At 62.2% G+C, this 18,553-nt stretch carries 16 protein-coding genes; 12 read left to right on the top strand and 4 right to left on the bottom strand.

From position 1 onward, the window contains the following. The first annotated feature begins 2 nt into the window (after positions 1-2). The 3 genes from F462_RS01685 (at position 3) to F462_RS01675 (ending at position 4,227) form a co-directional block, all read left to right on the top strand. The gene (locus F462_RS01685; protein ID WP_018141577.1) at positions 3-1,298 is read left to right on the top strand and encodes an NAD(P)/FAD-dependent oxidoreductase; all 1,296 of its coding nucleotides are present in this window, start codon (positions 3-5) and stop codon (positions 1,296-1,298) included. Positions 1,299-1,446: 148 nt separating this feature from the next. Continuing rightward, positions 1,447-1,998 (top strand): methanogen output domain 1-containing protein, encoded by a 552-nt coding sequence (locus F462_RS01680; protein ID WP_038051164.1) that lies wholly within the window; start codon positions 1,447-1,449, stop codon positions 1,996-1,998. Between the two features lie 30 nt (positions 1,999-2,028). Then, positions 2,029-4,227 carry a putative bifunctional diguanylate cyclase/phosphodiesterase gene (locus F462_RS01675; protein WP_244270835.1) on the top strand — a complete coding sequence of 733 codons (2,199 nt, stop codon included), beginning with the start codon at positions 2,029-2,031 and terminating at the stop codon, positions 4,225-4,227. Between the two features lie 335 nt (positions 4,228-4,562). On the opposite strand, the gene F462_RS01670 is transcribed toward F462_RS01675, so the two are convergent. From F462_RS01670 to F462_RS13045, 4 genes are all read right to left on the bottom strand, one after another. Beyond that, positions 4,563-5,009, bottom strand: a complete 447-nt coding sequence (locus F462_RS01670; RefSeq protein WP_038051160.1) for a group I truncated hemoglobin — start codon at positions 5,007-5,009, stop codon at positions 4,563-4,565. 10 nt (positions 5,010-5,019) lie between these two features. Further along, positions 5,020-5,835 carry a DUF3034 family protein gene (locus tag F462_RS01665; RefSeq protein ID WP_038051159.1) on the bottom strand — a complete coding sequence of 272 codons (816 nt, stop codon included), beginning with the start codon at positions 5,833-5,835 and terminating at the stop codon, positions 5,020-5,022. Between the two features lie 85 nt (positions 5,836-5,920). Further along, entirely contained in the window at positions 5,921-8,251 is a 2,331-nt protein-coding gene (locus F462_RS01660) for a putative bifunctional diguanylate cyclase/phosphodiesterase (RefSeq protein ID WP_244270834.1), read from the bottom strand. 42 nt (positions 8,252-8,293) lie between these two features. After that, entirely contained in the window at positions 8,294-8,995 is a 702-nt protein-coding gene (locus F462_RS13045; RefSeq protein ID WP_244270833.1) for a methylamine utilization protein, read from the bottom strand. A 1,652-nt stretch (positions 8,996-10,647) separates the two neighbouring features. Here F462_RS13045 and F462_RS01650 point away from each other — a divergent pair. From F462_RS01650 to F462_RS01610, 9 genes are read left to right on the top strand one after another with little or no spacing between them, the layout of a single operon-like run. After that, the gene (locus F462_RS01650) at positions 10,648-11,184 is read left to right on the top strand and encodes an invasion associated locus B family protein (protein WP_038051155.1); all 537 of its coding nucleotides are present in this window, start codon (positions 10,648-10,650) and stop codon (positions 11,182-11,184) included. A 36-nt stretch (positions 11,185-11,220) separates the two neighbouring features. Further along, positions 11,221-11,784, top strand: a complete 564-nt coding sequence (locus tag F462_RS01645; RefSeq protein ID WP_038051148.1) for a Na+/H+ antiporter subunit E — start codon at positions 11,221-11,223, stop codon at positions 11,782-11,784. Beyond that, on the top strand, positions 11,781-12,098 hold the full coding sequence (locus F462_RS01640) for an MrpF/PhaF family protein (RefSeq protein ID WP_038051146.1): 318 nt from the start codon (positions 11,781-11,783) through the stop codon (positions 12,096-12,098). Before F462_RS01645 ends, F462_RS01640 begins: the two co-directional genes overlap by 4 nt. Continuing rightward, positions 12,088-12,384: a cation:proton antiporter gene (locus tag F462_RS01635; RefSeq protein WP_018141587.1), complete on the top strand. Its 297-nt coding sequence runs from the start codon at positions 12,088-12,090 to the stop codon at positions 12,382-12,384. Before F462_RS01640 ends, F462_RS01635 begins: the two co-directional genes overlap by 11 nt. Beyond that, positions 12,381-13,376 (top strand): hydrogenase subunit MbhD domain-containing protein, encoded by a 996-nt coding sequence (locus F462_RS01630; RefSeq protein WP_038051144.1) that lies wholly within the window; start codon positions 12,381-12,383, stop codon positions 13,374-13,376. The genes F462_RS01635 and F462_RS01630 overlap by 4 nt, the downstream gene beginning before the upstream one ends. Beyond that, positions 13,373-13,798, top strand: coding sequence for an NADH-quinone oxidoreductase subunit K (locus F462_RS01625; RefSeq protein WP_038051142.1), 426 nt, complete (start codon positions 13,373-13,375; stop codon positions 13,796-13,798). Before F462_RS01630 ends, F462_RS01625 begins: the two co-directional genes overlap by 4 nt. After that, on the top strand, positions 13,795-15,279 hold the full coding sequence (locus tag F462_RS01620; protein ID WP_038051139.1) for a complex I subunit 5 family protein: 1,485 nt from the start codon (positions 13,795-13,797) through the stop codon (positions 15,277-15,279). The genes F462_RS01625 and F462_RS01620 overlap by 4 nt, the downstream gene beginning before the upstream one ends. Then, positions 15,279-16,799 (top strand): complex I subunit 5 family protein, encoded by a 1,521-nt coding sequence (locus F462_RS01615; protein ID WP_038051138.1) that lies wholly within the window; start codon positions 15,279-15,281, stop codon positions 16,797-16,799. The genes F462_RS01620 and F462_RS01615 overlap by 1 nt, the downstream gene beginning before the upstream one ends. Further along, positions 16,796-18,511 (top strand): complex I subunit 5 family protein, encoded by a 1,716-nt coding sequence (locus F462_RS01610; RefSeq protein ID WP_038051137.1) that lies wholly within the window; start codon positions 16,796-16,798, stop codon positions 18,509-18,511. The genes F462_RS01615 and F462_RS01610 overlap by 4 nt, the downstream gene beginning before the upstream one ends. Positions 18,512-18,553 lie beyond the last annotated feature (42 nt).

Raw genomic sequence — 18,553 nt, 5'->3', positions numbered from 1 at the left:
TCATGAGTCATTTCACACGACGCAGTTTTCTCAAAGTGGCCGGAATCACCGGGGCCGCGACATTCACCGGCATTGGCTGTGCACCTGGCGATTCACAAGCATCCAACGGCGCCCATGTGGTGGTGGTCGGCGGCGGGTCTGGCGGCGCCACTGCCGCGAAGTACCTAAAGCAGTTCTCGCCGAACCTGCGGGTTACGCTGATCGAGCCCAACGCCACGTATTACACCTGCTACGGCAGCAATTGGGTCCTCAGTGGTTTCGCCTCGATGGACGACATCGCTCAAACCTACGACAGCCTGCGCAACAATCATGGAATCGAGGTGGTGGCAGACCGCGTAACGGCCGTCGATGCCGAGAATCGTCGCGTTCACCTGCAAGGTGGCGATCGCGTCGACTACGACCGCCTGATCATGTCTCCAGGCATCGACTTCAACTACGATTCGGTAGAGGGCATCGACGAATCCGATGCGGAAGCGATTCCCCATGCCTGGAAGGCCGGCGACCAGACCCGCCTGCTGCGCGACCAGCTGGAGGATATGCCGAATGGCGGCGTGTTCGTAATGGTCGCGCCGCCCAACCCCTTCCGCTGTCCTCCGGGACCCTACGAACGGGTCTCACTGATCGCCCACTACTTCAAACAGCACAAGCCGCGCTCGAAGATCATCGTGCTAGATGCCAAGGACGGCTTCTCCAAGCAGGGGCTATTCGAAGAGGGCTGGGCTCAACACTACGGTGAAATGATCGAATGGCGAGCCGCGTCTGAGGGCGGCCTGGTCGAAACTGTAGACGTGGCGGAGAAAACAGCCCGTGCCGACAGCGGATTTGAACGCGTCAAGGCCGACGTCATGAATTTCATTCCTCGCCAGCGGGCCGGACAGATCGTCCGTGACGCGGGGCTTGTCAACGAAGAAGGCTGGGTGCCGGTCAATCAGCAGACCTTCAAGACCGAGGCCGACGCCAATATCTACGTCCTGGGCGACGCCAGCGTGGCCGGCGCCATGCCGAAGTCCGGCCATTCAGCCAACAACCAGGGCAAGATCGTTGCGGCGGCGGTTGTCCGCGAATTGGCTGACCAGGAACCGTTGAATCCTTCCTCGGCCAATACTTGCTATAGCTTGGTGACCCCGGACCACGGGATCAGCGTGGCCGCGGTATACCAGTACAAGGACGGAGCGCAGTCCGGCGTTGAAGGTGCCGGCGGCGTGAGTCCCTCCGGAGCCAGCGAAGAATTCCGTGCCCGCGAAGCCGGATACACGCAAGGCTGGTACAACGGCATCACTGCGGACATCTGGGGCTAGCAAACCGCAAAGCATTGTGCTGGAGGCGTTTCAGCTTCAGCCGGGGACAAGCGACGCTTGTCCCCTTTTTTATGTATGATCGAACGAGCCTTGTACAAATCTTTTGCACAATCATTACGAATGATAGATACAAGGCAACGGAGCCATTATGTCGGACGAACTGCCTCACAAAGCGGTCTCAGACGCGCTGTCACAACTCGAGGCGCTGGATTTACCGCTCGAGCGCGATCTTTTCCTGCGCAAATTGATATCGGAACTAGCCTTCGCTCTGGAAAAGACCGTCGGAGTGGAAGAGGCATCCGGTTTCATCAGCCTCGTAGGGCAGGCAATCGGTGAATGGATAAACCGGGAGTACCGGGATGCCTACGGCCAACTTCAGCTGGATCCGGTCCAGGTCGCATCCGCATGCGTCGATCTGAAACGACGCATTCAGGGCGATTTTTTCGTCATCTCGATAGACACAGATAAAATCATCTTTGGGAATCGCGCGTGTCCCTTCGGCAACGCTGTAAAGGGTCGTCCTTCACTCTGCATGATGACTTCCAACGTCTTCGGAACCATCGCGGCGGAGAACCTTGGGTACAGCAAGGTCCGAATCGATGAATCGATCGCTCAAGGGCACGCCGGTTGCCAAGTCACACTCTTTCTGTCAGCGGGCACCGCAGCGGGTTCCCAAGGTCGCGAATACTATGGCCTGTGAATCAGGCCGTGCGAATGAGGCAACCGGAACATGAGTGACCTGTTTCGGAAAGCCTACGACCCTCTCGACGAATGCGCACTACTGGTTTCGTCATGCGGAACAATTTTAGCTTGCTCTCGGGCACTCGCCAGGCGGCTCGAACGGTCACCGGCGGAACTCACATCGACACCGCTCACATCCTGGCTCGAACATGGCTCGGATCTTGGCCCGGATGATGTGGCGAACCTGCTGGCTCGTGCCCAGCGAACGCCAGAACCCGTCCCTATGCCGTTGCGCCTGGCGAATCACACCAAACGGTTCGGTGGGCATAGAAGCAAGGCCTTTCGCGCCCCAACGGCCTTCGTTGACGATGCAGGTTCCGGTGTCGTGATCGTCTGGGTATCGAGCGAATCCGGCTGGGATCGCAAGTTTGCCCTGCTGAACGAAGAACTGGAGAAGACGCGCGCGCTACATCAGCAGATCCGCGCCGAGCGGGATCTGGCTGAACAACGGAGGGAGACCCATCGCATAACGCTGGAAGCGCTCAGCGAAGGCGTCCTCACAACTACACCTACCGGGAAAATAACCTTCATTAATGACGCCGGGTGCAAGATACTTGGGTTACCCCGCGCGGCACTCGTGGACTGCCCGGTGGATGACTGCATGGCGGTGTACGCGGACGTTCGGAACATCTCTCTTATCCAAACGCAGGAAGACCTCAAGGAACGCATCGCATCCAGCACCATCCGCACCGGATCTTTCCTTCTGGCAAGCGCCGACGGAGGGATTCGTAGCGTCGAAATCGAAAACAAGGACTTTGACGAACACGTTCGAATCGGCAACGTTTTTGTACTCCGTGACGTCACGGCCGACCGAATTAATGAGCGCCAGCTCGAGTATCAAGCGACGCATGACCACCTGACGGGTCTGACGAATCGTCATCACTTCGAAATCGCTGTGAAGGAGCGTATCGGCCGCTGTGATCCGGCCGGGTCGAAGACGGCGGCACTGATTGCGCTCGACCTGGATCGCTTCAAACTGGTTAATGACAGTGCCGGCCATGCCGCGGGCGATCAGCTGCTGCGAATGGTGAGTGAAGCGCTGCGCCGCCACCAACGTAGCAGCGATGTGGTCGTGCGGCTTGGTGGTGACGAATTCGCCATGTTCATGCCGGGTGTAGGCCGGAGGGAACTGCCAGCCATCATTACGCGGCTCATGCAAAATATCGCCTCCATCCGCATCCCCTGGGGCGACGGCGCGATTTCGGCTTCAGTGTCAGTGGGTGCGACGATGTTCACGCCGGCCACCGAGCCCCTTGACCGTGCGCTGCAAAAGGCCGATATGGCCTGTTATGTGGCGAAGAACCAGGGGCGTAACCAGTTCCATATCTTCACGGATTCCGACGAGCTAAACGAGGTCGCCGGGTCCAGCGAGCTCGAGATCCTTGCCAGAGTGCGCAGCGCGCTGGAGCAAGGTACCTTCTTTCTCGAATTCCAAACGATCCAGGCCCTCGGACAATCGCGCCCCCCGATGGTCGAGGCGTTGCTCCGAATCCATGATGCAAAAGGCCTGCTCATGCCCGGACAATTCATTCCACTGGCGGAAACGTACGATTTAATGCCGGACGTCGATGCTTGGGTTGTGCATCAGGTTCTCGAACGCCTCGGACAGGAGAACGATTTTCGGGCGGCCGGAGGAATGGTCTCCGTCAACGTATCGGGGCGGTCATTGAACAACAAGGCATTCCTCAAGGCGATCACGGAGACCTTGAAACGCTTGCCCGAGTGTGCACATCACCTGGTCGTCGAGATTACAGAGACCGCCGCCCTGGAAAGTCTTGATCGAACGTCCGAGATCATCGGGCAACTGAGCGTACTTGACGTTCATTTCGCGATCGACGATTTCGGGTCGGGCTACAGCAGTTTCAGCTACCTCAAAGCCTTGCCAGTCAGCTTCGTCAAGATCGATGGCGAGTTCGTTCGTGACATGCGGAACGACCGCATGAGTAGCGCCATGATTCGAGCCATCAACGAGATCGCTCACTCCGTCGAGCGCTTGTCGATCGCCGAGTATGTCGAGGACGAGGAGACCCTTGAGACGCTGAGATCAATGGGGGTCGACTACGGACAGGGGTTTCTTCTCGGTCATCCAACCACGTTCGAAGAAGCGGTCAGTTCACCGCCCCTTAAAGTTAGTGGTGACGAGATTTCTCCACAATCCCGCTCCGGTGACATCGAACGAGCCCCCTAAGGAGACGCTGATTTAATCGCACGTCCGCGCTCGAGTCGCTTTTGCGTGCGAACAAGGCGCGGTGACTGCGGTGCAGTCATTCTGCTCAAGGGAGCCGCAACGCAGTGCACGCGCCCGTTTTTGATCAACAACGGGCGGCCGAGCCCCTGCTTTCAATAGCTTGCGGGGTTGGTGCCCCCTGTTCCCCGATCCTGCGTTGCGCCCCGAATCCATCGAAAACGGGCGGGTAGAACCACTACCCGCTGCACGACGCGCCTTGCCTCGGGAAACAGGGGGCACCAACGCGGACGTGCGATTAAATCAGCGTCTCCCTAAGCAAGGCAGAACGTCGCAAATTACTGATGAATAATGTCAGAACGCATTTCTGCCAGCTTCCGTAGCAGACGGTTTTGAGCGGCAAGCGGGACACGCGCCGTATCCATCGCGGTGATGAGATTTTCCACTAGGGCGTTGAACTCGGCCTCGGTAATCTCCATGCCGCCATGCACAAGCTCCATGCTGTCTCCGGAGTATTCACAGGGACCGCCCGAAATATCGCAGATCTGCTCAACCAGAAGACGCCTGAAGCGCTCGACGTTCGTTTCGGCGAACTGTTCCACGATGCGCAAATCGCGCGAAATTTCGACCAACAGCTCCTCAACGATGAGGTCAATGCCACCCATCCCTCCAAGTTGCTGAAACAGTCGGTCATCGCGCTCAGATTCGTCCGCCAAGATCTGCGCCGGAGCGATCAAGGACAGTGCGACCATGCTCGCCGCGACGCTGGCTACCCATCGATTCATCGGTATTCCCCTAAAAGCTCGCCTGGAGGGACACGTAAGCCCCGGACTGACGTTCCAGACCCGCTACCGAACCGAGATCCACGAATGCGCCGATGACCGAGAAGTTCTTGTTCGGGAAATACCCGATAAACACGTCCCACCAGTCATCCTCGTCGACCCCCGAGAGATTCGCTCGCTTCTGCCGATACTCAACGCCAATGGCAGTGTTGCGACTCAGAAACAGGGCCGCAGAGGCCTCCCCGACCAGCCGGTGGCTATCGTTCTCTGCACCCCCGAATCCCAGGAGCCCCGTCTCGTTCGCATTCGTGGCCCGGACAGTACCGTTCAGCAACAGACTGCGGCCACCCGGTCCCGCCAGGAAGAGTTTGCTAGCCGACAGGTAGACATCGGTACCAGAACTCGAACGCGCCCCCAGCGCAGAAGGGATCACGAAATCCTGCTGACGTTTGTGCTGCACCCCTAAAGAAATCTGTGGCATATCCGTGTAGATCAAATCGCCGGCGAGTCGCATCTTGGCCCCAAATACGTTCTGCCGCACCTGAGTATCTAGCGGACCCACGTCAAGACGCTGATGCCCGAAGCTGAGTTCGAAGCGATTATCGAATCCCACGCTAAGCGCCAATACCGAGAGATCGAGGTCGCGCGTGGTGGCATATGAGACCGTCGCATCTGCGCCAAACTCGTCCTCGGCCCCATAGCCCGCGATCACAGCCCAGGGGACGAGTCCTCCACCGGCAGCACCCTCAATCTGGGTTCCACCACCTGTCGCCAGCAACCGCCCCCCAGTATCTGCGGATACCGGAACGGAAACCGCGATCAGCGTCATTCCTGCCGTCCATCCAGCCACTAATCTGCGCCAGTGCATCATCACTGCGTTCTCCCCTATTTGATTTTTGTCTCAGCTTTGTCGCCTAAGGCGGAGTGGTCATCCATTCTTTGTAGGCACGCGCGGACATCGGCTTCGCGATACCGAAGCCTTGAGCATAATCACACCCCAAGCTTGCAAGCTGCTCGCGAACGATGTCCGTCTCGACACCTTCGGCGACGACGGTCATGCCGAAATCGTGACCAACACGAATCATGGACTGGACGACTTTCCAGCCGTCAGCACTGTCATCAAGGCGAAGCAGAAATTCGCGGTCGATCTTCAACTCGTCCGCCTGGACACGTTGCAGCTGGGCGAGGGAAGAATACCCGGTGCCAAAATCGTCGATTGAAATCGCCAAACCCAGAGACTTGAGTGCAGCCACCGTCGCCAGCGCCTGCTCCAAATCTTCCATTAGATACGTTTCAGTCACCTCAGCCACCAATCGGTCACCCGACACGCGATGGGCGCGCAGAATACCATCCATCCGTGTCGCCAGACGTTCATCCTGGAGGTCTCTACCCGAGAGGTTGATCGAAAGTCGTATGTCCAGCCCTCCTGCCTGCCACGCGGCGATCTGAGCGACAGCCTGCCCTAGCACCCAATCGGTCAGTTCGGTGATCGTCCCCGACTGTTCAGCGAGAGGAATGAACTCGGCCGGCGAAATGTTCCCTAGTGTCGGGTGTGTCCATCGAAGCAACGCCTCCGCCTGATTGGCGTTCCCCTGGGCTAGATTCAATTTCGCCTGATACGCCAAATGCAGTCCGATGCCGGGCTGGCTAACACCTTCTGGGGATTGAAGTGCTTCCGCAAGCTGGCGCAGGGCGGCGACAATCTCCAGCGATCGCAGGTAGCGGTTCTCTTCGCCCGCAGCGTAGACGCCAAACGGCTGCCGATCATGCTTGGCGCGGTTTAGCGCGATGTCGGCCCGACGCAAGATGGCTTCTACCGAGTCGCCATCCTCCGGCACACTCAGTAGGCCGACAGCCACCTCAAGCTGAACCTTGGCTTGGTCGAAGGCGTATGCTCCGTTTAGCCGTTCAAGAAGCCTCTCCCCCTCGGAACCGCATCCGGCGGCCTCGCGGTCGGATACCCAGACAAAGACATCTCCACCGATCCGCGCCACCAACAAGGGGTCGAGCTCGGACAGTCGCTGCGCGACAGCCTGCAGCACTCGGTCGCCAACATCCGGCCCCATCACGTTGTTGATCTCACCAAAGTCCCGCAGATCGATCAGCGCCACCGTCAGCCTGCGCTCCGGACCCAGGGTCGCCAACGTATCCGCCAGATCGATAGCCAGGCGCGTGCGATTGGGAAGCTGCGTCAGAGCGTCATGATAAAGTCGAAACAATAGCTTGTCTTCACGATCGCGAACGGCCTCGCTCATCGCATTAAAGGCGCGCCCAAGTTGCCCCACTTCGTCCCGGCGACGCGTGGGCACCGGCGTATCGTAGGAACCGTCGGCGATCTCGCGCGCCCGCCCGGCTAAATCAGCGATGGGCCGCGAGATGAGCTTTCCCATCCACAACGCAAAAAGAATCGCCAGCAGCAACGCAAACGCACCAACAAGCACCATTTGATTCCGTAGCGCGAAAAAAGCGCTCATGACTTCCCGCATATCCTTCTCGAGCAGGACCATCGGTGCGCCCGCATGCGTGGGGTCAAGGCTGACTACACGAGCCAGCTTATCGTCCGAAAAACCAAAAAGTCTCGTTCTTACAGATGAGCCATCATCATCAGATTCTAAGGTATACGGACGCTTTCGGTTGACTTGTTCGCCCAGCGAACGCCGCGAGTCTGCGAGCGCAGCCGAGCTCTCTTCATCCGAAGACCAGACACTCACGTGCGGGCCTGTAAGCTTCTTGATACGTTGAGCGTAGTCATCGCCAATCTGAAACCCGAAGCCTACCCAACCGATTCTTCGCGGCGCATCGACCGACACAAGAACCGTCTCGAAGGCTCTGGCATCTAATTCATATACCCCCGCCGACCCGCCCAGGCGCCGCGCCTGGCCAATCAGAACCGCTTCGGGAAACGCCTCCCCCTCAGGGACCGCGCGATCATCCGTCGATGCCATGACTTGACCATCCGCATCGAGAACGAAACCAAAATCGGCATTCACCCGATCGCCAAAGTTGTCTAGCGCTGACCGAATGGTCGCCGTATCACGGCTCGCTACAGCCTCGCGGAACCCGAAATCCCTCGAGGTGAGCTCAGCGTTTTGCACCGCCTTTAAGAGGTCGGCAAGCACCAGCTCCTCGAAAACGGCCGCTGCACGATCAAGCGCTTGCTGGCCCTGCTCCAGGGCCGAATTCTGGGCAACGGTCGTCACGGCGAGCGTCCCTCCGGTCACAACCAGTAGCAGGACGACCGCCATGGAAAGAAAAATCCGGGTTGCGAAACTGCTTAGCACCTTTAACTACTCACGGGTTCGGAAGCGACGGAATCGGTCTTCTAGGCCGGGCGAATCACTAGCTTCGCTGTCACCGGCATGCCCATGATCGTGATGTCGATCACGCTCCGGACTGACCGAGATCTCAACGTCGATGACCGACTCATCTCGATCGATCAGATCCGCAAGTTCAATCACTTTAGAAGGCCCATCAGACCGCGGATGCCAGAAATGCACCGCCGTTGCCGCTGCGGGCAAACCATCGAGCCGAACTCGGCCATCGGGACCTGATCGCGCAAACACTGAGGTCTCGACTACGTAAATGTAGCCCAGCATCTGGTCGTGGATGTTGCACCCCAAAACCACTTCACCAGCTTGATCGAAGACAACCGGATCCGACGGCACTCCTGAATAGAGTGGCAGTTCAAATGTCTTTGCTTCAGAAAACGAATACACGTGATGCCGAACATCGTCACTGTTCGGGAAGTCGACTGCTGCTCCACGCTGCACTGGGAGCACATGCGGAACAAATGCGTGGTCCACCTGATCCATAATCGCTGGCGATGCAGAACCCTTGTCATTATCAGGCAAAGCATAAACGACAGCATTCGCCAATGGCTCGCTATGTTGATCAGTCACCAAGAACGAAAGTCCTTGCCGTGTGTCCGCGCCAGCCGGGACCACCACCAGAACCAATCCCAAAACGATCAAAACGTTCCTGAAGAACATCCCGGACTCCTTCACTCAACCTAAAGTATTGGCACGGTAATCTCTATCCGCATTCCCAGCCTCGTGGAACGAAAATGGATTCGAGGAACACGGTGTCTCTGCATTTGTAATGAACAGCCACAGGCTCGAGAAAAAAATAAGAACGTGAAATTTTTTTAATACATGAAGATGGCAATCCATATTAGGATCGAGGTTTACCTCTCACTACCATTTGCAGCGCTTCGTACAACCCGGGAAGTAAAAACAGGTTAACCAATGCCTGAGAACCGGGACCACATTAACGAAAAGCCTTTGGTCAAAGGCATAGTAAGCCCCTATGCCAACGTGGAAGAAAACCCTGAAATTAGGCATGGCCATCCACACTTTTTGGCGAGTCCGCCGCGGCCCTCTTTGACGAGCGTGCCCTGACGGTCGTCGACCGTCCCCGTGCCAGCAAGGGATGACAACGTAGAGTACCCCGAGGAGCCGCAGACGCACTGTGCAGCCGGAACCGGGGAGCTGGGTCTAAAAAAACACTGGGAGGCCACCACCTGTTCAGGACCCCGCAAGGCGAGCGCGGGCGGACAAAGCGGACGTTGCAGATCGAGGTAAACTTTGAGTCATGTGCACGTTCGCGCTCGAGTCGCTTTTGCGTGCGAACAGGGGGCGGTGACTGCCGTGCAGTCACTCTGCACAAGGGAACCGCAACGCCGTGCGCGCGCCCGTTTTTGATCAACAACGGGCGGCCGAGCCCGCTCTTTCAATCACTTGTCGGGTTGGTGCCCCCTGTTCCCCGATCCTGCGTTGCGCCCCGAATCCATCAGAAACGGGCGGGTAGAACCACTACCCGCTGCACGACGCGCCTTGTCTCGGAACGCTTTGGCTCAAAACTGGGGGGCACCAACGCGGACGTGCGATTCAATCAGCGTCTCCTTAAGCGACACGCGTACAGCAGGGCTGCGGGGATAGGCACTTAAAGGGCCGCCGATGAGCGCACTGCGGGGCAGTCAGTCCCTGAGTGCGGCCATCTGCTCCCCGCGCCAAGAGCAGCCGCTCCGCTTTGATAAGTCCCTGATTGGCCTAAACAACGCTAACAACCGGTCGCAATCGCCAATAGCTTTGCAACCTGAAACCCAGCACGTTATCTCACGGTAATTCGCCGGATTGCGCTACGAAGGCACCGCACACCGAACTGCACCAGCGACCAACCTGCGCTGGTGGGCCATTGCCAAACGCCACGACTTCGACAACGCCGGCTACCACGACCAAGTGCTGGAAGCACAATGCCCACCCGCAACTCCGACTTCCCGACCTGGCTGCCACCGGGCCTCTGCGCCTTCACTGACTGTTACCGCGCGAACTGAACCTGCGTTTGCCACCGCGGTCTCGTTTTAGGGGAACACTGATCAATGTACGCGCTCGCGCAGGTACCCCAGGTTTTCCCAGACCAGGCGCGGTGCGCAGCCGATAGTGGTTCTACCGGCTGCGCACCGCAGGATCGGGGAACCTGGGGTGCCAACCCCAAAGGGGCTCGGCCGCCCGTTGTTGACAGAAACGGGCGTGAACGCGAGCGCGTACATTGATCAGTGTTCCCCTAACACCCTCAATGGTTGCGACCGAGGGTCGCCATTGGCCATTCTGTACGGCTTAATACATGTTCCGGAGCACACCGAATGACTATCCGCCCCCTGCGCGCGGGCCTGATCCCGGCCCTGTTTCTTCTCCTGCCCGGCCTGGCGCAGGCCCAGCAGGCCGATCCGCAGATGCAGCAACAAATGCAGCAGCAGGAACCGGAGACCACAATCCACCAGGACTGGGAGGTCGCCTGTTTCGACACCCAGGAAGGCGAGCGCTGTCGTATGCAGCAGACGCTCGAGATCCAGGACGAACAGGCACAGGGGCTATTCCTGCAGGCCACGGTCCGCCGTGAAGGCGACCAGCACGTGATTGAGGTACTGGTCCCGCTGGGTGTGGACCTGCGCCCCGGCATCCGCATGCAGGTCGATGATGCCGGCGAGGAAATGGATGCCGGATTCGTGACCTGCGTGCAGCAGGGTTGTGTGGCGGGCCGTGAACTCAGCAGCGACCAAATGAGCGCACTGCGCGGGGGACGCGCGCTGACCGTGGCCTTCCGCGCACTGCAACAGGAACAGCCGTTTGTGTTCGACATCTCCCTGATGGGCTTTACCGACGCGAGTAACGAACTTTAGGGGTTCAGCCAACGCGGTCTGCACCACCTGCACAGAATGACACCCACGACCCGATCGGGACCCACCAAAACCCGCTTCGCCGGCCGCACACGCTCGCGCGCCCGGCGAGCCTTGGCGACCGCAGCGGGCGCGGCATTCTTGTGGTGGATTCTGGCCGGCCCGGAGGCCCTGCTTGAGCCGCTGGCCCTGCTGGCGATGCTTCTGGCGGGCGTCGCCAGCTTGTTGCTGCCAGTCAGGCGCCCGTTGCCGCTGCGGCCGCGAGCCATCCCTGTGCTATTGGGATTCTTCCTGCGCAGCTCCTTCGTGGGTGGGCTGGATGTTGCTCGCCGGGCCCTGCACCCGCGTTTGCCGATCGAGCCGGCCTTTGTCACATACCGCAGCGAGCTGGCCCACGGCCCGCCACTGACGCTGTTCATGGCGGTGGTGAGTCTGCTGCCGGGTACGCTTAGCGTGCGCCTGGAGGGGCGCCTGCTGACGCTTCATGTGCTGGACCGTAATGCGGACACCCGATCCGCGTTGATCGCCCTTGAGGGGCGCATCCGGGCGGCCTTCCGCGACCCGCGCAAGGAACGGGGACCTCACGAGGAGAAGAACGCATGAGTGCTTTTTATCTGGCGGCCGCGCTATTCCTGCTCGCCACCATCCTGCTTGGCCTGATCCGGGTCCTGCGCGGTCCGGGCTCCGGCGACCGCATGCTCGCGGCACAGTTGTTCGGCACCACCGGTGTGACCATCCTGCTCCTGCTGTCGATCGCCCTGGGCGAATCGGCCCTGGTGGATGTGGCCCTGGTCTTCGCGCTGCTGGCCGTGGTCGCGGCCGTCGCCTTTGTCCGTCAGCACGGCTTGCCGGAACCGCCGGATACACCTGTCCATCGTCAGCATCCCGAAGATGCCCCCCCCCGCGATGATCGCTAACACCCTGACCGTCATCCTGGTACTCGCGGGACTGGTCTTCTTCGCAGCGGGAACTGCCGGGCTGCTGCGCTTCCCGGATGTCTACTCGCGACTGCACGCGCTGACCAAGGCCGACAACGTCGGGCTGGGCCTGGTCATCCTCGGACTGATGTTCCAGGCGGGCGGGCCGGCGGACATCCTCAAACTGATACTGATCTGGGTGCTGGTCCTAGCCGCCGGGACCACCGCCGCGCACATGGTTGCCCAGCGCACCTGGACCCACGGGGAGTTCGAGTCGGACCGATGAGCTTGCTGCTGGTGATCTTCGATCTGGTCCTTTTGGCCGGGATCATCGGGGTGGCCTGGCGCTGCCTGGCAAGCACGGATCTGTTCCGGGCGGTGGTGCTGTTTATCACCTTCGGGCTGTTGCTGGCCCTGGCCTGGGTGCGCCTGGAGGCCCCGGATATCGCGCTGGCCGAGGCCGCGATCGGCGCCGGCATCACCGGGGCCCTGCTCCTGGTCACACTGGAACGCCTGCGCAGCATCATGGCGGAGCGCCGTAGCGGGCGACCCCACACACCCCCGCCCGACCCAAGCGGACCGCATGCCCTGCTACGCGCGCTGCATGACCCACCACCCGAACGCCACAGCTTCTTCCCGGCGATGATCTTTGCGCTGGTGGTGGGCAGCCTGCTGGTGACTGCCTTGTGGCATCAGCCGCAATCCACCGGGCTGGAGCCCGTCGTCGATGCCCACATGGATGTCTCCGGTGTCGATCACCCGATCACGGCGGTACTACTGAACTTCCGTGCCTATGACACCTTCCTGGAATTGGCGATCGTGCTCATCGCGCTGCTGGGCGCCTGGTCCCTGGGGCGTCATGACCTGATCCCGGCGCGCCCGGCACCGGGGCCGATCCTGCCCGGCACGCTGCGGCTTCTGGTCCCGGTGGCGATCGTCACCGGGGTATACGTGCTCTGGGCCGGGAGTCACGCGCCCGGCGGGGCCTTTCAGGCCGGGGCGATCCTCGGCGCGGCGGGTATCCTCCTGGTGCTGGCGCGGCCCCGGCAGTTGCCAATGGCGCCGGGCATTCCTCTGCGCCTGGGAATTACTGCCGGAGTCGCACTGTTCCTGCTCGTGGGGCTGTACGGCCTGGGCGCTGGGCACGGATTCCTGGGCTATGCCGACGCCTGGGCCTATCCACTGATCATCCTGATCGAGGTCGCCGCGACACTCTCCATCGCGCTGACCCTGGTCGCCCTGTTCGTGGCCGGGCGCCCGGCGGGAGATGATGCATGAACGGTCTGGCCGAACTCGCGCATACGCTGGCCCCGGGCCTGCTGTATCCGACTGGCGGTGCCATCCTGTTTGCCCTGGGGCTGTACGGACTGATCCGACGACATCACCTGGTGCTGCGCATCCTCGCTCTGAACATCATGGGCTCGGGTGTATTCATGGTCCTGCTCGGGGTTGCCGCCCGCGGCGAGGGCCCGCCCGATCCGGTGGCGCAAGCACTTACGCTGACCGGCATCGTGGTCGCGGTCAGTGCCACCGCCTTCGCCCTGGCCCTGGTCGTACACCTCACCCGCCTGACCGGTCATGCGGTCATGCTGCCCGGCCCACCGGACGACGACGCCCCGGTGGAGGACATCTCGCGCGAGGAACACCACGCCGACGGCGGGCCTGCCGCACCGCACCCGGATCAGGACCGCAACCCGTGATCGAGGCCCCTGACACGTGGTTGCCGACGGCCATCGCCGGACTGGTCGGCCTGTCGCTGGCGGTCGCCGTAGTGGCCACCGCCTGGCCGCGCCAGGCGCATCGTATTGGGCTATTCGGGGCCCTGGCGGTATTCGCCTGGGTGCTCGGACTCAGCGCGCTGTTCGTGGCGGCAGGGCCCGAGGCCGAGGCCGCCGCAACCCGCGTGGCACTGGGTGGATGGGAGGCGCCTCTGGGTCTGATGCTGCACCTGGACGGACTCTCCATGACCCTGCTGGTACTGACGACCATCGTGGCGCTGGCGACCAGCCTTTACAACCTGGGCTATATCCACGACCGCATCGAACGGCGCCAGTTCTGGCCCCTCTGGTTGTGGCTCTGGGCCGGGCTGAACATGCTGTTCCTCTCCGGGGATGCCTTCAATCTGTACATTACCCTGGAGGTGGTCTCGCTATCCGCGGTCGCGCTGGTCGCCTTCACCGGGACGGCCGCGGCCGTCTCCGGCGCCGTGCGCTACCTGCTGATCAATATTCTCGGATCGCTCAGCTTCCTCATGGGCGTGGTGTTGCTGTTTGGCGAGCACGGGGTGCTCGATCTGGTGCTGCTGGAGGCGCGCAGCGAGGCGGGACCCACCGAGCGCATGGCGGCGGTACTGATGACGGCCGGGCTGATGTTGAAGGCGGCGTTATTCCCACTGCATGTATGGCTGGCGCCGGCCCATGGCTCCGCCCCCGCTCCAGTCAGTGCAGTGCTGTCGGGCCTGGTGGTCACCGGGTCGTTCTATCTCCTTTTGCGCCTGTGGATGGGCGTATTCGCCCCACTGGCGACGCCGGCCTTCGGCATCCTGATTGGCCTGCTGGGGGTTGCCGCCCTGACCTGGGGCTCCGCGCAGGCCCTGCGTGCCGGGCGCCTGAAGTCGATTGTGGCCTACTCCACGGTTGCTCAATTCGGCTATCTGCTCGTGGCCTTTCCGCTGATGCTGGTCGATCCCGGCGCGTGGCGCGTGGTGGTGTTCTTCGCGGTGGTACACGCCCTGGCCAAGGCCTCGGTGTTCCTGGCCGCTGGGACCCTGCAACATGCCGCTGGCCATGACCGCCTGGCGGAACTGGGCGGCGTGCTGCGCGCCCGACCGCGAACGGTCTTTGCCCTGGGACTGGCCGGCGTCAGCCTGATGGGACTGCCGTTTACCGGCGGCTTCATCGCCAAGTACCTGTTGCTGGAGGCCGGCCTGGGCACGATCTTGGCGGGAAGCGTGATTGGCGTGCTGTGGGTGGTGGCGATCGCCGGCGGCGGCCTGTTGGCCGCCGCCTACGTGCTGCGCATGGTGGCCCCGGCGTTCCATCGCGGCCCTGAGCGCGCAGGTGAAGCGGTCTCGCCCTGGATGGACTGGGTTCCGCTGGGTCTCGCAACGGTCGCCGCCCTGGCCGGCTTTGCCGGCACCCTGACCCTGCACACCCTCACGCTGACCCCAGGGGCCCCGTAATGGATGGCGGTTGGCTGCTACTCGCGATCCTGTTCAGCTCCCTCGGGCCGGGGATCGCGATCTTCTTCCTGCCGGAACACCGGCACCGACTGCGCATCACGCTGAACCTTGGCGGTGCGGGTATCAAGCTGGTCCTGGTCGGCGTTCTGCTGGCCGGGGTCCTGCGCGGCGACGAGTACCAATTCAGCCTGCCCCTGATGCCGGGGATCGACCTGGTGCTGGCTGCGGATGCCCTCTCGCTGCTATTTGCCTCGCTGTCCGCGGTGCTGTGGTTCGTGACCACGGTCTACGCGATCGGCTACCTGGAGGGATCCCCTCGGCGCAGCCGTTTCTTCGGATTCTTTTCGCTGTGCGTCAGCGCCACGGTGGGGATCGCGCTATCCGGCAACCTGATCACCTTCCTGATCTTCTACGAGATGTTGACCCTGGCGACCTGGCCACTGGTGGTCCACCGCGGGACCCCAGCCGCGTTGCGGGCCGGCCGGCTCTATCTTGGCTACACCTTGACCAGCGGGCTCGTGCTGTTCACTGCCATCGTCTGGCTTACCCTCCTGGCCGGGGCCGAGGGCTTCACGCCGGGTGGCTACCTGGGTGACCTGAGCGAGACCCACGCCCTCTCGCTCCAGGTGCTGTTCGTGCTGCTGATGATCGGGTTCGGGGTCAAGGCTGCGTTGTTTCCCCTGCATTCCTGGCTGCCGATCGCCATGGTGGCGCCGGCCCCGGTGAGTGCGCTGCTGCATGCGGTGGCCGTGGTCAAGGCCGGGGCCTTCGGCATCATCCGCGTGGTCAACGACGTCTATGGCGCGGAGCTCGCGATCGAGCTGGGGCTGACGGCCGGACTTCTGGTCGTCGCGGCCTTCACCATTATCTACGGGTCCATCCAGGCATTACGGGCCGACGACCTGAAACAACGCCTGGCCTTCTCCACCGTCAGCCAGGTCTCCTACATCATCCTGGGGGTGGCACTGGCGGGACCGCTCGGGATCATCGGGGGACTGGTACACCTGGTGCACCAGGGCATCACCAAGATCACTTTGTTCTTCTGCGCGGGCAACTTCGCCGAGACCCTGGGGATTCACCGCATCAGCGAGCTCAACGGGATTGGGCGGCGCATGCCGTTGACCATGCTCGCCTTTACGCTCGGGGGGCTGGGCATGATCGGCCTGCCGCCGCTGGCCGGGTTCGTGACCAAGTGGCACCTGGGGCTGGGGGCACTGGAGGCCGAGGCCCACTGGGTACTCGGCGTCCTGGTGCTGAGCAGCCTGCTGAATGCGGCCTATTTCCTGCCCCCGATCATCCGCGGCTGGCTGGGTGAACGCCGCGAACCCTGGCACGAACCCCTAAGAGATCACGCGGGTCCGACCCGCTTCGAGACCCACTGGATGCTGTTGTTCCCGGTCGTCTTCACGGCCGTGTTGGGCATGGCCGTCGGCTTGTTCTCCGGGTTGGGCCTGAGCCCGCTGGGCTGGGTTAGCCTGATCGTGCAACGCGACTATTCCCTCCCGGAGTTCAGCCTGTGACGGCCGCGCTGCTCCTCACCGTCCCCTTGCTACCGCTGATGCTAGCGGTACTGATCGGGCTGCGTCCGGGCCGAACTCGCCTCAACCATCTGGTGCCCTGGGTCGCACTGCCTGGGCTGTTGCTCGCCGCATTCGCGCCGCCCGGTCTCGAGGCCTCGATCGATGGCCTGTTGATGGGGACGCAGCTGGCCCTCGACCCGACCGGCCGGGCCTTCCTTGCCCTGACCGCCGGACTGTGGCTGGCCGCCGGCCTGTTCGCGCTAGGCGATCGCGGCCAGGACCCTCAGCGCCATCGCTTCTACGTGTTCTGGCTGCTGGCCTTGACCGGCAACCTGGGGTTGATCCTTGCGCAGGACGCCCTGAACTTTTATCTGTTCTTCGCGCTCATGAGCCTGTCCGCGTACGGGCTCGTCGTACATTCGGGCAAACCCGAGGCCTGGCGGGCCGGACGCATCTATCTGATTCTCGCGGTGCTGGGCGAGGTGCTGCTGTTCGCGGGCCTGGTCCTGGCCGTCCATGCGGCCGGGCAATCGGGGCTTGCGGCGGTCGCGGCGGCGCGCCCCGAAGGCTGGGCACTCGCACTGTTGGTCCTGGGACTCGGAATCAAGGCCGGCATGCTACCCCTGCATTTCTGGCTACCACTGGCTCACCCAGCAGCCCCGGTGCCCGCCAGCGCGGTACTATCCGGGGCGATGATCAAGGCGGGCCTGCTCGGCTGGATGCGCCTGCTCCCCTTTGACGCCACGGGTCATATGATTCTGGGCGAGCTCCTGGTCGCACTGGGCCTCACCGCGGCCTTCCTCGGGGCAGTGATCGGCGCACTTCAGGTCCGTCCGAAGACCATCCTGGCCTACTCCAGCATCTCGCAGATGGGCCTGATGACAACGGGCATCGGACTGGCCCTGCTGCTGCCGGAAGTCCGTGGCTGGCTGCTGGCCGCGGTCACGCTCTACGCCGTTCACCACGGGCTGGCCAAGGGGGCGCTGTTCCTGGCGGCCGGCATGCAGGATCAGCGGCCGACCGGGCCATTGGCCAGCCGTCTGTTCGCGTTGTTCGTCCTGTTACCGGCCGCGGCCTTGGTCGGTGCCCCTCTGACCAGCGGCGCAGTAGCCAAGAATGTCCTCAAGGGACCACTGGACGCCGAGGCCCTGCCGGGCTGGCTGGCCCACACGGAGCTGCTGCTGACCCTGGCCGCCACCGCAACCACCCTCGTGCTGCTGCGCTTTCTGTGGCGCTGGCGAGCCGGACTCCAGGCGCCCATCGAGGGACTCGACCATAGCCGGTGGTGGGCCTGGGGGAGTCTCGCCCTGATGGCGCTGTTGATCCCGATCTGGATCGTCTGGACCGCACCCGGCGCGTTGCCTGCCGAGGTCCACGATCTGTTTGGATTCAGCCTACTCTGGCCCATCGCCCTCGGGCTCGGACTTGGATGGCTCACCTATCTTCGTGTGCGGGACCGCGCCAACCCACGCCTGCCGGAAGGCGACCTTGCGATCCTGATGGAGGCCGCCTGGAGGACGGCCCGGCACAAGCGCCGGAGCCTGGCCCTGCCCCCTCCACGGCCGCGCCGCATTCCGGCACGCCTGCGTGGCATCCGCTTGCTCTGGCGCGCACGCCTGGAGGCCGCCGAACGCGTATTAACCCGCTGGGAGACCATCGGCCTTTTGTTCGCCAGCGCCCTGCTCGGCCTCTACCTGACCTTGCTGCCGTAGCAATCAGAGGCGGATGGGCGCGCACAAAAAAGGCCGGCTCCA

Origin of the sequence: Thioalkalivibrio sp. ALJ1 (assembly GCF_000745395.1) — a bacterium.
Taxonomy (GTDB): Bacteria; Pseudomonadota; Gammaproteobacteria; order Ectothiorhodospirales; family Ectothiorhodospiraceae; genus Thioalkalivibrio.
Note: the sequence above shows the minus strand (reverse complement) of the source record. Positions and strands in the feature narration are given on the sequence as shown.

What these genes read in the sequence shown, in the direction of transcription:
- F462_RS01685 (WP_018141577.1), top strand. Translation starts at nt 3, where the DNA reads ATGAGTCATTTCACACGACGCAGTTTTCTCAAAGTGGCCGGAATCACC.
- F462_RS01680 (WP_038051164.1), top strand. Translation starts at nt 1,447, where the DNA reads ATGTCGGACGAACTGCCTCACAAAGCGGTCTCAGACGCGCTGTCACAA.
- F462_RS01675 (WP_244270835.1), top strand. Translation starts at nt 2,029, where the DNA reads ATGAGTGACCTGTTTCGGAAAGCCTACGACCCTCTCGACGAATGCGCA.
- F462_RS01670 (WP_038051160.1), bottom strand. Translation starts at nt 5,009, where the DNA reads ATGAATCGATGGGTAGCCAGCGTCGCGGCGAGCATGGTCGCACTGTCC.
- F462_RS01665 (WP_038051159.1), bottom strand. Translation starts at nt 5,835, where the DNA reads ATGACGCTGATCGCGGTTTCCGTTCCGGTATCCGCAGATACTGGGGGG.
- F462_RS01660 (WP_244270834.1), bottom strand. Translation starts at nt 8,251, where the DNA reads ATGGCGGTCGTCCTGCTACTGGTTGTGACCGGAGGGACGCTCGCCGTG.
- F462_RS13045 (WP_244270833.1), bottom strand. Translation starts at nt 8,995, where the DNA reads ATGTTCTTCAGGAACGTTTTGATCGTTTTGGGATTGGTTCTGGTGGTG.
- F462_RS01650 (WP_038051155.1), top strand. Translation starts at nt 10,648, where the DNA reads ATGACTATCCGCCCCCTGCGCGCGGGCCTGATCCCGGCCCTGTTTCTT.
- F462_RS01645 (WP_038051148.1), top strand. Translation starts at nt 11,221, where the DNA reads ATGACACCCACGACCCGATCGGGACCCACCAAAACCCGCTTCGCCGGC.
- F462_RS01640 (WP_038051146.1), top strand. Translation starts at nt 11,781, where the DNA reads ATGAGTGCTTTTTATCTGGCGGCCGCGCTATTCCTGCTCGCCACCATC.
- F462_RS01635 (WP_018141587.1), top strand. Translation starts at nt 12,088, where the DNA reads ATGATCGCTAACACCCTGACCGTCATCCTGGTACTCGCGGGACTGGTC.
- F462_RS01630 (WP_038051144.1), top strand. Translation starts at nt 12,381, where the DNA reads ATGAGCTTGCTGCTGGTGATCTTCGATCTGGTCCTTTTGGCCGGGATC.
- F462_RS01625 (WP_038051142.1), top strand. Translation starts at nt 13,373, where the DNA reads ATGAACGGTCTGGCCGAACTCGCGCATACGCTGGCCCCGGGCCTGCTG.
- F462_RS01615 (WP_038051138.1), top strand. Translation starts at nt 15,279, where the DNA reads ATGGATGGCGGTTGGCTGCTACTCGCGATCCTGTTCAGCTCCCTCGGG.